The 15,640-nt window shown below is 54.8% G+C and carries 8 protein-coding genes; 3 read left to right on the forward strand and 5 right to left on the reverse strand.

What is annotated here, in order from left to right:
• The 3 genes from ACFSUS_RS21085 to ACFSUS_RS21095 form a co-directional block, all read right to left on the reverse strand.
• The coding region (locus tag ACFSUS_RS21085) for a putative Ig domain-containing protein (RefSeq protein WP_381525730.1) at window positions 1-1,906 on the reverse strand (1,906 nt) is incomplete at its 3' end.
• A 35-nt stretch (window positions 1,907-1,941) separates the two neighbouring features.
• Entirely contained in the window at window positions 1,942-2,514 is a 573-nt protein-coding gene (locus ACFSUS_RS21090) for a type VI secretion system tube protein Hcp (RefSeq protein WP_381525731.1), read from the reverse strand.
• A gap of 227 nt (window positions 2,515-2,741) precedes the next feature.
• A complete protein-coding gene (locus tag ACFSUS_RS21095) occupies window positions 2,742-6,098 on the reverse strand; it encodes an immunoglobulin domain-containing protein (RefSeq protein ID WP_381525732.1) in 3,357 nt (1,118 codons plus the stop codon).
• 416 nt (window positions 6,099-6,514) lie between these two features.
• Here ACFSUS_RS21095 and ACFSUS_RS21100 point away from each other — a divergent pair, with 416 nt between their 5' ends.
• The gene (locus ACFSUS_RS21100) at window positions 6,515-9,664 is read left to right on the forward strand and encodes an ATP-binding protein (protein WP_381525733.1); all 3,150 of its coding nucleotides are present in this window, start codon (window positions 6,515-6,517) and stop codon (window positions 9,662-9,664) included.
• Between the two features lie 19 nt (window positions 9,665-9,683).
• Here ACFSUS_RS21100 and ACFSUS_RS21105 read toward each other — a convergent pair whose 3' ends face one another.
• Window positions 9,684-10,991 carry a sensor histidine kinase gene (locus ACFSUS_RS21105; RefSeq protein WP_381525734.1) on the reverse strand — a complete coding sequence of 436 codons (1,308 nt, stop codon included), beginning with the start codon at window positions 10,989-10,991 and terminating at the stop codon, window positions 9,684-9,686.
• Between the two features lie 3 nt (window positions 10,992-10,994).
• Entirely contained in the window at window positions 10,995-12,359 is a 1,365-nt protein-coding gene (locus ACFSUS_RS21110; RefSeq protein WP_381525735.1) for a sigma-54-dependent transcriptional regulator, read from the reverse strand.
• Window positions 12,360-12,563: 204 nt separating this feature from the next.
• On the opposite strand from ACFSUS_RS21110, the gene ACFSUS_RS21115 reads away from it, so the two are divergent.
• Together ACFSUS_RS21115 and ACFSUS_RS21120 are read left to right on the forward strand one after the other, a co-directional pair.
• Window positions 12,564-13,223: an ABC transporter ATP-binding protein gene (locus ACFSUS_RS21115; protein WP_381525736.1), complete on the forward strand. Its 660-nt coding sequence runs from the start codon at window positions 12,564-12,566 to the stop codon at window positions 13,221-13,223.
• An 8-nt stretch (window positions 13,224-13,231) separates the two neighbouring features.
• On the forward strand, window positions 13,232-15,628 hold the full coding sequence (locus ACFSUS_RS21120; RefSeq protein WP_381525737.1) for an ABC transporter permease: 2,397 nt from the start codon (window positions 13,232-13,234) through the stop codon (window positions 15,626-15,628).
• Window positions 15,629-15,640: the final 12 nt, after the last annotated feature.

The raw sequence follows: 15,640 nt of genomic DNA on the forward strand, positions 1-15,640 counted from the left end.
CTGGAGGTGGTACGGCATTGGCTACCGTTGGGGCGGTGTTGGCCTCCGTTACCGTCACACTCACCGTAGCCGTACTGGTCTGGCTGGCGGGGGTACTGGCATCACTCACCACTACAGTGAAGGTCTGCACACCAGCCGACAGGGCCGATACGCTGGCCGTATTGCTGGTTATGTTTTGAGTGATGGTGCCCGGACCACTGAAGGTATAGCGATAAGGGAAAGTACCACCCGACACGGTGGCCGACAAGGTCGTTATACCCGTTGTTAACACCATCGTCGGACTAGCCGAGAGGGTCAGGGCCAATGGCGTAACGACCACCGGAGCGGGATTCACCGTAATGCTGAAGCTGGTGCTCACCGACAGACTACCCGAGTCAGTAGCCGTCACCGTCACAGTACTCACCCCCGTCAACGACGGCGTACCGGAGATGGTCCGCGTGGCCGCATTAAAGCTCAAGCCGTTGGCCGGGCTGATGCTGGCCGAGTAGGTCAGACTGTTGGGCGTTTCGGCATCGCTGAAGGCATTGACGGTATAAGCAAAGGCCTGACCAACAATAGCCGTCTGGCTGGCGTTGGTAGTAGCCACCGGAGCCGTGTTGACCGGCGGTGGGCTCGTCACACTCACACTCACCGTAGCGGTGGCTGTCTGATTTACCGGTGTACTGGCATCAGTGACCACAACAGTGAAGGTTTGCACCCCGGCCGTCAGGCTGGCTACCTGCGCCGTATTGCCATTAGCCGTCAGGCTGCCCGGCCCCGTGAAGCTGTACCCGTATGGACTTGTACCTCCTGACACAGTTGCTGAAAGCGTAGTGGTACCCGTCGTAAGCAGCGTTTGGGGGCTGGCCGTCAGCGTTAGGGCCAATGGCGTAACGACCACCGGAGCGGGATTCACCGTAATGCTGAAGCTGGTGCTGGCCGACAGACTACCCGAGTCAGTAGCCGTCACCGTCACACTGACTGGACCTGGCTGAGACGGCGTCCCCGAGATTACCCGGGTGGCGGGGTCAAAACTTAACCCTAGGTTGGCCGGGTTGAGGAGAGCCGAATACGTCAGACTGTTGGGCGTTTCGGCGTCGGTGAAAGCGTTGACCGTGTAGGAGAAGGCGCGGCCGACAGTCGCCGTTTGACTAGCGTTGACGGTGGCCACCGGCGCGGTGTTGGTCGGCGCACATTGGGTGGTGCTGACGGTGGCTGATGCCACAGCCTGGCAGCTGCCCGTGGTTACGGTCACCGAATAGACCCCTGCCGTCACCGAAACCGTAGCGGTGGTCGCCTGGTTGCTCCATAAAAACGTATTGCCCCCACTGGCGGTGAGGCTGGTGGTACCGCCAGCGCAAACAGTTAGGGCACCACTGATGGTCGCCGTCAGGGCTCTACTATCCGTTACCGTAGCCGTGGCTGTAGCGGATTGGCTACCCGGTTTGCTGAAAGTAACAGTATAATTACCGGCTTGGGTTACTAAGGCCGTATTTCCACTGCTGCTAACGGGTCCGTCGGGACCAGCAAAGGTATAGGTGCCTCCCGTAACCGGGTTGCTGGTGGCGGTAAGCGTAGCTGACGTAACGGTGCAGGTCAGCGGCCCGCTGCTGGTCAGGCTTACGCTCAAGGGCGTTGCCGGGATCGTACACAGGTACGTATTGCAGACATCCGCCTGAAGGCGGGCACCGGGCGAACGGGCGGGTGATTTTTTAGCAGTAAACAGGGCTTTATAATACTCTGGCTGGGTTAATCGCTGCAGGCTGTCGACGGTTCGTTGGATTCGGGAAGCGGTCGAAAGGCTCCTGGTAGCCGGTGCCCGGCTACTCACGACCACATTCGGCGGATTGACCTGCGCCCGAACCGACAAAACCAGCCCACATACCGCGACAATCCCGAGCGAGGCTATTCGGAATAGCTGTCTCATGGTATTGATGTTTAGCGGATGAAGAAGCCCGAAGCTTACTGGGTGATGGCTGATTGAGGAATTGTGCTCGAAACGTCAGTAGTGTTGGTGACCCGATTCCAGGTAGTGGTGCGCAGATTAACTGGCGCTTCTGGATTATAAGTGGCTACCTGCCCGTATTCAAGTGTAATTGATTCGGACAGAGCTGGGCAACCGTTGGTACAACCCTCGGCCCCACTCGCCGAATAATTAGACACGGCCACCAGGCCCAGTACGACCCGGTAAGCCAGCGATCCATCGCCCCGGTAGAAATTCAGTCGGACGTATTGATAATATCCCCCAACAAAGAGTGTCTTTTGGAAGGATGCCGTGGAGGCATCCACCTGCTTAGTAATGACCATTGGCGAGAAGTTGGCTTTACCGGCCCCAGCCCCCCCCGATTGTGAACCAATGTTAAGGGTGTTAGAGAAACTGTATTGAGCGCTCGTCACCGGAATCGGCGTAGTGTATTCAGGTACCTGAGACGGGCCGTTGCCTTTGAACAATTCCAGGGTTATTCCCTGAGCGAATGAGGAGGTGAAGCTGGCAAGAAGCAATAGAGCGACGAAAAGAGTAATACTTGTTTTCATGAGTTGGAAATGTTTTGTTTGATTATGGAAATAGTTGATTTGACAGGGTTAAAAGAACATGATTAATTATAAACTGGCTAGTATAAAGCGTGGACAAAATCGTGGACAAAAATTAAACTACCAGATTATCAACATATTAGGAGACACTATAAATGAGCCGGGGTTGATCATACCCGATCGAGTCTTCACGCAGACAGACCCCACCAGGCATGATCGGCCCTAAACTTTCACTCGCTTTTTAGCACTTTCACCGTCTGGCTCTGGCTGGGTGTGCTCACTCGCAAGAGCAGCAAACCCGCTGGCTGATCTCCTACGCCAAACGTTTGGCGCTCTACCAACCCGGCTTTTTGGATAGTCCGTCCAACGACGGTCCGGCCCTGGAGGTTGGTCAGTTGCAGGCCCAACGGCTGGCCTTCAGCACCCCGTACTTCGACTGATACCTCTTGCCCCCTAACGGGGTTACCCAGTACCACCACGCTCAAAGGAACTACCTGCTCCTGGCTCGCGGCTTCCCGGCCCGATCCGCAAGCGGGCAGTTCGTAGTCGTCCAACTCTTCGGCCTGGTCGTAGCCGGTGTTGTCGCCCTCTTTCTGGCGGGCGTCGATATCGAAGCTCCGGCGGAAGTCTTTGGCACTGACAGTGACGGGGTTGGTCGCGCTCCAGCCGTTGGTGATGGAGGCAATATGATACTCGATGGGCTTGCCGTTGCCGCCCGTGGTGCGCAGGGTGAGCTGGTTGGTGGCGCAGTCGAAGAGCGGAGCCACCACCCGCAGTTCATCTTTCCTGACCGTCACGGTAGCCGATGTAGGACTGCTGGTGCAGTTGTTGAGCTGGCAGACCGCCTGGTAAACCAGCGTACCGGTGCTGGTGGTGGGTACAACGATGTTACCCGTTCCGCTGGTGTTGTTGGGGCCACTCCAGCGGATGGTTCCGCCGGGGCAACCGCTGGATGCGAGGGTAACGGTGCCCGAGTATTGGGGTACGGTCACCGAAGTTCTCCCTCCGGCATAAAGCTGACCGGGCTGGCCGGTAGCGGTGGTCAGGGTTGGGGTAGGGGGCGTCGGGCTGACCGTCACGCTGGCCGAGGCCGTGGCCGGGCAACCGCTGGCGTTGGTGGCTGTCACCGAGTAAGTACCGGTAGTGGTTACGGCGATGCTGGCCGTGTTCTGGCCCGTGCTCCAGCGGTAGCTGCTCAGGCCGGGCGTAGCTGACAGGGTGACGGTTTGCCCGGCGCAGACCGTGCTGGCCGACGGGCTGACGCTGACGGTGGGCAGGGCATTGACGGTCAGGCTGACGCTGGCCGTAGCGGTGCAGGTAGGACTACCATTGCCCACCGTTACCGAGTAGAGTCCGCTGCTGGCGGCTGACGCAGGGGTAAAGCCCGGACTTTGGGTATTGGCTGTAAAGCCTGCCGGTCCGCTCCATTGGTAGAACGTACCGGCCGAGACGCTCAGACTTACCGGGGTACCCGCACAAACAGGGTTGGGACTGGCCGTGGCCAGGGGTCGGAAGGCATCGCTACCCGCCCCGCTGGCACAGAAAGCCCCAAAGTTGCCCCCACCGGGTAGATTGGTATTGTTAGAGAAGTTAAACGTGGATCCGGGTCTCCCACAAAGGGAAGACAGGCTGGCGGGAAAACAACCGCTCAATTGGTTGTTATTGAGAAAAAGGGAAGTCAGCTTGGCGAGGTTACCCAGACTCGCCGGGACAATACCACTCAATTGGTTATTGTCCAGCCACAGCAAGTTCAAATTGGACAAACTACCTATATAGGCCGGCATCGAACCGCTCAACTGGTTGGCAGACAAGAAGATGGCTTGCAGATTGGTAAGCGCAGACAGGCTGGCCGGAATAGCGCCTTCCAGTTTATTGTTGTCAAGGGCCAATACCGTCAACCGGGTCAGATTACTTAGTTCGGGCGGAATAGTGCCGGTCAACTGGTTACGCCCTAAGCCCAGGAAGTCCAGATTCGTCAGGTTACTCAAACTAACCGGTATTAGACCACTGAGTTGGTTGAGTACCAACTGTAACCTTTGCAAACTGGTCAACTGACTCAAACTGGCCGGAATAGGGCCAGCTAATCCATTTCTCGTCAGATCGAGTTGGGTGACCCGGCCGTTATCATCGCAGGTAACCCCGTACCAGCCGCAGGGCGTGCAGCCGGTGAGCCAGTTGTCTTTGCGAGTCCAGTTGGCCCCGCCCGTACTGTTGTAAAGATCGACCAGGGGCTGGTAGTCCGGGCTTTGGGTATTGACTGTCAGGGTGAAAGCCGTGGAGGTTAGGCTGCTGACCGAATTACTGACCACGACCCGATACATTCCCGCATCAGCAGGCTGCACATTGCTCAGGCTCAGCATATTAGTGGTTTGCCCAGTTATTGCCTCATTGCCTTTATACCATTGGAAGGCCCGGGCGTTGTCCGACGTGGTAACGGCAGCGGTGACCGTACCACCCACACAAACGGCGGACTGGGTCGGTGGCTGAGTGGTGATAACCAGCGGTGAACAGTCTGCCTGGATATCCTGCACAGAGTTACACCCCGGCGCGTTGTTTCGGATGGTTGCAGACACACCCTGTGCCAGTAAGGCGCAGATGGATGGATTGGCGCAATAACTGAGTTTCGGGTTATTCTCAAAACTAAGCCCGCTAGCCTGGTTAAGGCGTAATGGCTCTAAGCTGGTTAGTTCGGCATGGCTCTGGATTAAAACTGTGCCAGTAACAGTTCCAAGATTCTCCAACCCACTCAAACTGGTCAGCTTGGGGTTACTGCGTAAATCAAGTCGTCCCGCCGAAGTAAGCTGATTCAACCCCTGTAGACTGGTTAAGGCGGCATGGCTGTGGATTAAAACTTCGCCAGTAACAGTTCTAAGATTTTCTAATCCACTTAGACTCGTCAGCTTGGGATTACTGCGTAAATCAAGGAATCTTATTGAAGTAAGCTGATTTAATTCCTGGAGACTGGTCAATTCGGCATGGCTCTGGATTAAAACAGTGCCAGTAACAGTTCTAAGATTTTCTAATCCACTCAAACTTGTCAGCCTGGGATTGTTGCGCAAATCAAGTGTTCTCGCTGAAGTAAGCTGATTTAATCCCTGGAGACTGGTTAAGGCGGCATGGCTCTGGATTAAAACTGTGTTTTCGACAGTCTTCAGATTCTCTAATCCATTCAGACTTGTCAGCCTGGGATTGTTGCGCAAATCAAGTCCTCCCGCTGATGCGAGTTGATTCAATCCCTGGAGACTGGTTAAGGCGGCATTGCTTTGAATGTCGAGACCATTCCTTACCGACGTAAGATTGTCCAATCCCCCAAGCGAACTTAAAAGAGGATTATTAGTAATCTGTAGGCCGCCAGCGGTTTGTATGACTGAGAGTGAATTCAGGTTGGTAATGTTCGCTCCTTCGATGATCAGTAGGCTCGGCAGGTTGACACAGCCCGGCGGAAAGGCATCGACCTGCGCCTGAGTGGCTAAATTGTTGGGACATTGGGCCTGAGCCAGCCAAGGCAAGACCATGAGTAAGCGTACCAGCCACGCCAGCGAGCGAGGGGCGGATTTGGCAGGGGAAAAACGTAGAGAAGAAAGCATAGTGGTTATTTGATTAGTAAGCCGCCGAAACCCGTTTTCGGCGGTCGTTGGATGGGCACAAAGGTGGGTTAAGGGGCAGGCCAAAGTCTATCGAAATCGAACCATTATGCCCGCTATCGAACCATTTTTGGCCCAAATACCGGAAGCAGTGGTTGCTGTAATGACCTGCTAGCTCTAGTCTCCCGCTATAATAGACTGAGCCTTCAGAAAAAGAACTCGGCAGAGGTTGCACCGCGGCAAGTGCTTTAAGTAGATAGTCATTAATGACCCTATAAGATTAATCACGTTGAGCGAACGCATCCGTTGCAAGCCGGAGTAATCACCGTCTACAGGGTATCACCGTTCCTGAAGCTCGGGTTTACTTTGTTAAGCATCTGATCATGCGTATATTTGGAGGGGTGTCACCCTATTTACTCATGCGTTTCGTTAATCGAATTGCGGTCAGTTGTTTATTACTACTTTGCCTGGCAGCCGGGCCCGGCGGGGCCCAGTTGCTCATGCCACGACTGTTGCGGCAATTTGACGAAAAAGCGGGGCTAAGTCTGACAACGCTCGGTATAGTCCAGGATGCCCAGGGGCGGTTATGGATGGCCTCGACCAACGGCATTGTCTGCTTCGACGGCCGACAGTTCCGCGTCTTCCACGATCCGGCACTGAAAGAGGGCGATTATTATTATCACCTGGCGCCCTCGCCCGACGGCCGAATCTGGCTCAAGAGGGGCTGGGGCTATTCGCTTTCCTACATCGATACTCACCAGCCCCGCCTTGTGCGGATACCGGATACCACCCGGCTGGTACGTGACTATTTAGCCAGAGACGGATCACACTACTTATTTGTCGACACCCAGGCCAACCTCTGGATCGGTCTGCAAAAGCATGGCCTGCTGAAGGTCAACCCCCGAAACCTGGCGGTAGAGCACATCGTTGACCGGGGGTTAGATGTCCGGTTTATCACCCAGGACCGCCGGGGGACGGTGTATTTTACAACGGGGAACCAAGGTTTTTTTGCCTATAATCCGCAGACGCGAGAGCTGACCAACTACCGGCACATTGATAAAGATACCACGTCCCTGAGCAGCAACGCTACCTTTGGGGTGCAGGCCCGGCCCGACGGCAGTATTCTGTTGGGACTCGACAACGGTGTCAATCTCTTTCGGCCCGCCACTGGCCAGTTTCGGAACCTGGGCCTCAACGCCCCACGAACCCCTGATTCCCAAGACCAATCATACAGCAGGGAATTTAAACTTGATGCACAAGGCAATGCCTACTTTAGCCGGGGAAGAATCATCTACCGGTACACGGCGCAGGGGGTCCTTCAGCAGGTTGGTACCCGTTCGCCCACCCACTCGATCAGCAGTCTGCACATAACTCCCACGAACCGACTGTGGATCAGCTCGCTCGACAAGCTCTATGAATATGACCTGAATCAGGTCCGTATAGTCCCCTCGCTGCTGTTTCTGAAGCTAACCATCAATGGTACCGAACTGCGCGATAACACGAGTGCGACCCAGAATCTGGTGTATGACGACCAGGGGCATCCGACGCTGACGGTGCGCGAAAACGATCCCTTTGCCATGCAATTTACGCTGTCGGCTAAGTTAGGCCCCCAGACACTGCGCTGGCGGCTTAATGGGTACAACCAAGAGTGGACTTCATCGCAGGATATTCAGGGCGAGGCCGCCTATCAGTTGCCCGCCGGCACGTATACGTTTATCGTCAACCGGGGATCAAGAATTAGGGGCTGGGAGCCGAACACGTCGACGCTGACGATTGTGGTGGTGGCCCCCTTCTGGAAAACGCCCGGCTTTCTGGCCCTGATGGGGCTGGTTGTAGGTGGGCTGGGTTACCACCTGATCCGAACTTACCGTCGGCGACGGCAACTGGCCTGGCAACTAGTCCGTGAGCAACAGGAAGCGGCCAGCCTGCGCCAGCTCGACGAACTAAAAACCCGGTTTTTCAGTAACGTTACCCACGAGTTTCGCACGCCCTTAACCATCATCCTGAACGCCACCGAGCAGTTGACGGCCAAAGCCCCCGACCCGAACGAACTACCCGAAGTAGCCACCATTCAACGCCATGCCCATCAGTTGCTGCGGCTCATCACCGAAACGCTCGACATGGCCCGGCTGGATGCGGGTAAGCTGGAAACCTACTCCCAACTGGGTAATCCAGTGTGGTTTATTGGTCAGGTGGTGGCTCAGTTTGCTGGCTTGGCTACCCAACGGGGCATCGATCTCACCTACAATACCCACCCGTTTCCGGCTGCTGGCGATCCGCTGCAAGGTACATCACCCGACGAGGGCTTGTTTGGTTTCGATGGCGACAAGTGGGAAAAGATTGCCTACAACCTGCTGTCCAACGCCCTGAAGTTTACGCCCTCCGGAGGGCGCGTGCAGGTCACGGGGCACATCACAGCGGATAATCATTTTGTGTTAGGAGTTACCGACACAGGTATCGGTATCCCCGAGGACCAGGTAGACCGCATTTTTGAGCGCTTTCATCAGGTGGACGCCCGCTCAACGCGTACCTACTCGGGTACGGGCATTGGCCTGGCACTGGTCCGGGAACTGACCACCTGGCTGAGCGGTCGTGTAGCGGTGGAAAGCCGGATCGACCAGGGTAGTACGTTCACGGTCGAGTTACCGCTGACGGTACCGGATAAAAACCACTCCGCGTTACCCACTGGTACGACCCTCGTGGATGCGGCCCGCCTAGACACTGCCTCAGCTACGTCGATGAATCAGCCCGCACCCAAACTGATTAATAAGCGAAAATACAACGGCACAGCTGTGGATACAGGGGCAACACCTAAACCGCTGGTGCTGGTCGTCGAAGATAACGAGGACCTGCGGGCGCAGGTAGTTGATTACCTGTCGGGTACCTACCAGGTACTATCCGCTGAGAACGGCCGGCTGGGTTGGGAACAAGCCCTAGCTCAGGTGCCCGAGCTGATTGTGAGCGACGTAATGATGCCCGAGCTGGACGGCTACGAGCTGCTGGAGCGGCTGAAAAACGACGAGCGCACCAGCCACATTCCGGTGATTCTACTCACGGCCCGCTCGGCCCGCGAGAGCCGGATGCAGGGCCTGCAAAATGGGGCAGACGATTACCTGGTTAAACCGTTTAGCTTAGCGGAGCTGGTCCTGCGGGTTGGCAACGGGCTGCGCACCCGCCAGAACTGGCAAAAACGGTTCCTGAACCAACCTCCCCCCACCACGTTGCCACTGGAACGAGTGGCTGACCGGGAAGAAGCCTTCTTGAACCGGCTGCGCCAGTCGGTTCTGGCGCAGCTGGACGTTGAATCAATAGATGTAGATTGGTTAGCGACTCAGGCCAACATGAGTCGAACCCAGCTCAACCGTAAACTGTCGGCTCTGACGAGCCTAAGCCCGAATCGCTTTATTCAACGAGTTCGCCTGGAGCGGGCCGCCGAGCTGTTGCAAACGGGGGAGATGAACGTCACTGAAGTGGCCTATCAGATTGGCTATAATTCACCGTCACACTTTGCCAAAGTGTTTCAGGACCATTTCGGGTACGCTCCGTCCAAATTGAAGGACCCTCTGTAATGTTTCTTACAGCCCTTGCTTACCCAGGGAACGTAAGCGTAAACAGACTCCCTCGCCCCTTGGTCGACTCTACCTGAATGTGCCCCCGGTGCAGATGCATAATTTGCCGGGATAAGCTAAGGCCAATGCCGCTGCCGTGTTTTTTGGTCGTGAAGAAGGGAACGAAAATATCCTCGAGCATTGCTTCCGGAATGCCCTGACCATTGTCGGCCACTTGCATCACCGCCCGACCGTCGTCCTGGCGAAAACCAGACAACCGAAGTTCGGGCTGGTCGACGTTGCGCAGCGCGTCGAGGGCGTTAGTGAGCAGATTGATCAGCACTTGTTCGATGAGCACGGGGTCGGCCTGGATGGTCAGGTCAATGTCGGGCAGAATCACGTCGGGTTCAATGCCTCGTTGGGCAAATGTTGGGTCTAGCAGAGTCAGCACGCCCTCGAAGAGGTTCAGTACGCCAACCGGTTGAAACGATGCAGCCGATAGTTTACTCAGGTTACGGTACGTCTGCGCAAATTGCAACAGACCTTCGCTCCGTTTTTTCATGACGCCAATGCCCGCTTCTACGTCGTCGATGGACGCATTTTTGGCTTGTAAACGTTGTTGAAGCGTATCGGCCAGTGAAACAATCGGCGCTACAGAGTTCATGATCTCGTGCGTCAGAACGCGCAGAATCTTCTGGTACGCCTGCGCTTCATTTTCGTCCAATGCCTCTTCAACCGGCTGAAAAGCCACTAATCGCGACCGACTCTCAGCTTCAGTAAAGGCGGTGGCAGACAACAACACGGCCCGTCCGTTGATCCGAACCACGCGGTTTTCTCCCGGCCGGAGGGTAGTTAACGCCTGATAGAGCGGCTCATTCCGTTTTTTGAGGCCGTCGAGCGTTTTAACGTACGGAATCTGAAGCAGCCGCTTTAGCGACTCGTTCATCCAGCGCACGTCTTGACTGGTCTCTTCGTACGACAAAATGCCCGTATTGACCAATGCCAGTACGTTTTGCAGGTATAAATGCTGAGCTTCTTTTTCCTGCGTCAACCGCGCAAACGTCCGGTTAATATCGTTTAACAACTGCCGCGCCTGCCGTACCGACGCAGGGGCATTGGCAGCATTGAGATTGGTCGAGAAATCGTGGTAACGTAGCGAATCCAGGAAATCCGTCAGTTCACGGTTCTGGCGGTTCAGGTAGCGTACTAACTCTGCAATCTGACCAATAATTAACGCCAGCCCCGGCAACCAATAAATGGGTTGACGAGTCAGCAAGGCAGCGGCCGTACCCACAAGAGTGAGTAGCAGCAACCCAGCCCGGAGCGGCAGTGCAAGGGAATACGTCATCTGTCAGCTATCGTATTTATCAAGCCGACGATACAGCGCCATCCGCGTGATGCCGAGCTCTTTAGCCGCTTTGGTGATATTGCCGTGGTGCTTTTCAATAACCTTGTTGATGGTGCTTTTTTCCAATTCGGCCAGACGAGTCGTTTGCTCAGCGGGCGGCACCGTTTCTACCGGCGAGAAAAATAAATCTTCCGGGCGCAGTACGTCAGCCTCGGCCATAATCACGGCGCGCTCCATGGCGTGCTGCAACTCCCGAACATTACCGGGGAATCCGTAATTTTTCAACCGTGTCAGGGCGCGCCCTTCCAGTTGAGGTACTGGCTTGCTGTATTTTTCGGCGTATAGAGTCAGAAAGTGCCTGGCCAGTAGCAAAACGTCGTCACCGCGTTCGCGCAGGGGTGGCAAGGTTAGCTCGAGGGTGTTCAGGCGATAAATCAAATCTTTACGAAATCGATTTTCGGTAGCCATCTGATAGATCGGCATATTCGTCGCCGACACAACCCGTACATCGACTGCAACTGGAATAGTACTCCCGAGTCGAACGACCTGCCGATTTTGCAAAACAGACAGGAGTTTAGCCTGCTGCGGGAGAGGCACATTGCCGACTTCATCCAGAAATAGCGTTCCGGTATGAGCCGTTTCGAAACGCCCCGGCCGGTCCTGGCGAGCATCCGTAAAGGCTCCTTTCTGGTAGCCAAAAAGCTCCGATTCAAATAACGTTTCGGGTAACGCCCCCAGATCGACGGCGACAAATGGCTCGTGGGTCCGGTTCGACTGCTGGTGAATGAGCCGGGCCACTACGTCCTTACCGGTTCCGTTCTCACCCAGAATCAGAATGTTGGCATCGGTGGGAGCGATTTTCTCGATCGTATACCGCAACGATTGCATGGCTTCTGATTCACCGATCAAGGGCGATACCGACACGGAAGGTCGTGCATGTCTGGGCAGCGACGTACCATCTCTAGCTTGTCGACGCCCCAGTACTTCCTCCAGGGAATCGAGTAATTTCTCGTTACGCCAGGGCTTCACCACAAAATCTGATGCCCCGTCTTTCAAGGCCCGTACCGCCAGATCAATGTCGGCATAAGCCGTAAGCATCACGACAGCGGCCTGTGGGGCCAGTTTACGAACCTGACTTATCCAGTAGAGCCCCTCATTGCCGGTGTTGACCATGCTCTGATAGTTCATATCAAGCAGAATAAGATCAAAACGCTCCTGTTTCAGCAGGTTTGGCAATCGTTCGGGGTTTTTCTCGGTACGAACGGTTGCCACCAGCGGCCGTAGCAGCAACGCCATGGATAGCAACACGTCGGGGTCGTCATCTACGAGCAGAATAGCGGCTTTTTTCAAATGGGGTTGAGCAGACATGAACCGACATCTCCGGATTGAGAAAGCTAAATATAGGGCATTTACCTATATTTGGTGTGATTGCATGGAGCGTAGGGCAAGCTTTTTCTTTGACAGGGTTTACTGGATGAGCGTGATCTCGTTGAGGCAAATAATCCTGTTTATCCTGTCAAAGGCAACCTTCATCCTGTCGCTAAAAATAAGCTTGTCCTGCAAATAGCTAAGGTGATTGAGTTAAAAAACATTTATAAATCATACTACGGCAACAACGGTCAGACACCCGCGCTGACCGACGTATCGCTCACCGTCGACGCGGGCGATTTTGTGGCCGTCATGGGGCCGTCGGGCTGTGGCAAGTCGACGCTTTTGAATGTGCTGGGCCTGTTGGACGATGTTGATTCGGGTCAGTATTGGTTTAATCAAAACGAACTAATGCACTTGTCTGAATCACGCAAGGACGCCTTTCGGCAGACGCATATTGGCTTCGTGTTTCAGGGATTCAATCTGATTGATGAATTGAGCATTTACGAAAACGTGGAGCTACCGTTAGTCTATGCAGGCGTTGGCAGCGCCGAGCGCCGAACCCGTACCGAAGGATTGCTGGAGCAGCTCAGCCTGATGCACCGCCGACACTACCGTCCAACACAGCTCTCGGGTGGACAACAGCAACGGGCTGCCATTGCGCGGGCGGTGGTAACAAAGCCGAGCCTGATTCTGGCCGATGAACCCACCGGCAACCTCGATTCGACCAACGGCGACACCGTCATGCGTTTGCTGACGGATCTTAACGAAGGCGGGGCAACGATTATCATGGTAACCCATTCAGACTACGACGCGCTTTATGCTCATCGGGTGGTACGGATGATTGATGGACACATTTTGTAAGCATTACCATGCTGCTAAACAACCTTCGCTACGCTGTCTATACACTCCGCCAACATCCCTCCTATGCCGTTCTGAACATTGTGGGATTATCGCTGGCGTTAGCCTGTTCGCTATTGCTGTTTTGGCTCATTCGTTTCCATTGGAGTTTCGATACGTATCACAAAAAGGTAGATCGAACCTACCGCGTTGTCACGGACTTCGGTCCCACACAAGCGTTTGATCATTCACCGGGTGCCCCCACGCCCATGGGTCCGGCACTGCGGGCGGAACTTCCCTTCATTGAAACGGCCGCGATGAGCATCGGCCAGCAGAACCGAATCATCCGGGTACTGGACCCGGCCGGTAAAACGCTCGCCAAGCACCGCGAAGCGCAGGCCGTCGCCTTTGTGGAGCCCATGTATTTTGATATTCTGGATTACCGATGGTTACACAGCACAGCCCACCAAGCTCTAAGACAGCCTTTCACAGCTGTGCTCACTCGCCGGTTGGCGCGTAAATACTTTGGGAGTCGGAATCCCATTGGCCGTTGTTTGTCCATGAATAATGCGTTAGAGCTGACCGTAACTGGGCTGGTAGATGATATTCCCGATAATACTGACCAACCTTACGAACTGTTTATTTCTTACGCGACCCTGGATTATTTCGTTCATAATGGCACCCCACTTAAACGATGGGAAGGAGTCAACTGGCGAACGCACGCCTGGGTACTTCTGCCACCGGGCGGCAATCCTAAGCAACTAAACAAGGCACTCGCCCCCTTACGAATACGACACTATGGCCCAGACTTCGATGATTATGCTTTTCACGCAATACCCGTTTGGCAGCTTCACACGTCTGAAAAATACTACGGGCAGATTGCCGAACGCAATTTGCGGGTACTTACGTGGATTGGTGCGCTGCTCATTCTGACGGCTTGCGTCAATTTCATCAACATAGCCACAACACAAGCCTTCCGGCGCGGGAAGGAGATCGGTGTACGGCGAGTCATTGGTGCCACCCGAAAACGGATATTCTGGCAATTCATCACCGAAACGGCCGTATTAACTATCTTATCCGGCTGGCTTGGTCTCATTCTGGCTTATACAGTGCTTCCTTTCCTGCGCGAGTGGACAAACACCCCTATACCCGTTGGCTTGGACCTGACCGGATGGGGCTTTCTGCTAGGCCTGATCTTGGTCGTGACGCTGCTGGCCGGTACATATCCCGGTTTAATACTAACCGGGTTCCGACCAGCTCGGGTACTCAAAGGCCAGCCTACTACCCAAACCGTAGGTGGCTTATCGCTACGCCGGGGCTTAGTCGTTGGGCAACTCGCCATCAGCATGGCCTTTGTCATAGCCGTCTTGATCATGTTACGACAACTGACGGCCTGGCTAACGGCCGATGTGGGGTTTGAAGCTAATCGACAGATTTTCATTCCCATTCCGCGTCCGCAGGAAACCGATCTGGCTAGCTTACGCACCCGACTTCAACAGATTCCCGGCGTTGAAAGCGTTAGTTTTTGTTCCGACTCGCCCGCTTCAGAGGAAACGAATCTTTTTAGGTGCTTTTTTGACAATCGTCCAGCCCCTGAACCCTGGTATATAATTTGCAAAATGGGCGACGCGCAATTTGTTCCAACGTTTGGCCTTACGCTCGTAGCTGGGCGTAATCTGGTCGATAGTGATACCATCAATGGTTACCTGATCAACGAAACCGCTGTTCGGGCGTTGGGCGTGAAGTCGCCACAAGCGGTCGTCGGTAAGACGTTGACATTGGAGTTTATCTCTAAAACGCCCAAGCCAATTGTGGGCGTACTACGTGATTGGCAACACCGCAGCTCTAAAGAAAATAGGCAACCGATTGTGCTTTTCAACCAGCGTAAATCCTACGGCAGCTGCGGCATTCGTGTAGATCCCGACAAACGTGAGACGGCGCTAGCGGCTGTACAAGAAGTCTGGAATCAACAATTTCCGAACGACTTATTCCTGGCTGACGCCCTCACCGAACGCCTGGCTCAGTTTTACGAAGGTGAGTTGCGGGAAGTGCGCCCGCTTCGACTAGCGGCTATCGTGGCTATTCTGATTGGCTGCGTAGGCTTGTATGGTCTCATAGCCTTCATGACCAGCCGCCGTGCCCGAGAAATCGCCGTTCGCAAATCCTTGGGTGCCCGCGTCGATCAGATTGTCTGGTTATTCGTGCGCGAATTTCTGGTATTACTCCTCCTGGCGTTCGGCTTAGCAGCTCCATTATCGGGCTGGCTGATGCAAGTATGGCTCAGCCGCTACGAAAGCCACATTAGCCTTGCCCCTGGCGCCTTTTTAACCGGCCTATTTGTTGTAACAACAATAACCTTGCTTACGATTAGCTACCAAGCCATTCGAGCGGCTCTGACTAACCCAGCCCACAGCTTACGAGCCGACTGATCCGGGGTAGTT

The organism is Spirosoma soli, assembly GCF_042684525.1.
Taxonomy (GTDB): Bacteria; Bacteroidota; Bacteroidia; order Cytophagales; family Spirosomataceae; genus Spirosoma; species Spirosoma soli.

Excerpts from the sequence above, each read along its gene's own strand:
- ACFSUS_RS21105 (WP_381525734.1), bottom strand. The coding sequence starts at position 10,991 with ATGACGTATTCCCTTGCACTGCCGCTCCGGGCTGGGTTGCTGCTACTC.
- ACFSUS_RS21110 (WP_381525735.1), bottom strand. The coding sequence starts at position 12,359 with ATGTCTGCTCAACCCCATTTGAAAAAAGCCGCTATTCTGCTCGTAGAT.
- ACFSUS_RS21100 (WP_381525733.1), top strand. The coding sequence starts at position 6,515 with ATGCGTTTCGTTAATCGAATTGCGGTCAGTTGTTTATTACTACTTTGC.
- ACFSUS_RS21120 (WP_381525737.1), top strand. The coding sequence starts at position 13,232 with ATGCTGCTAAACAACCTTCGCTACGCTGTCTATACACTCCGCCAACAT.
- ACFSUS_RS21090 (WP_381525731.1), bottom strand. The coding sequence starts at position 2,514 with ATGAAAACAAGTATTACTCTTTTCGTCGCTCTATTGCTTCTTGCCAGC.
- ACFSUS_RS21095 (WP_381525732.1), bottom strand. The coding sequence starts at position 6,098 with ATGCTTTCTTCTCTACGTTTTTCCCCTGCCAAATCCGCCCCTCGCTCG.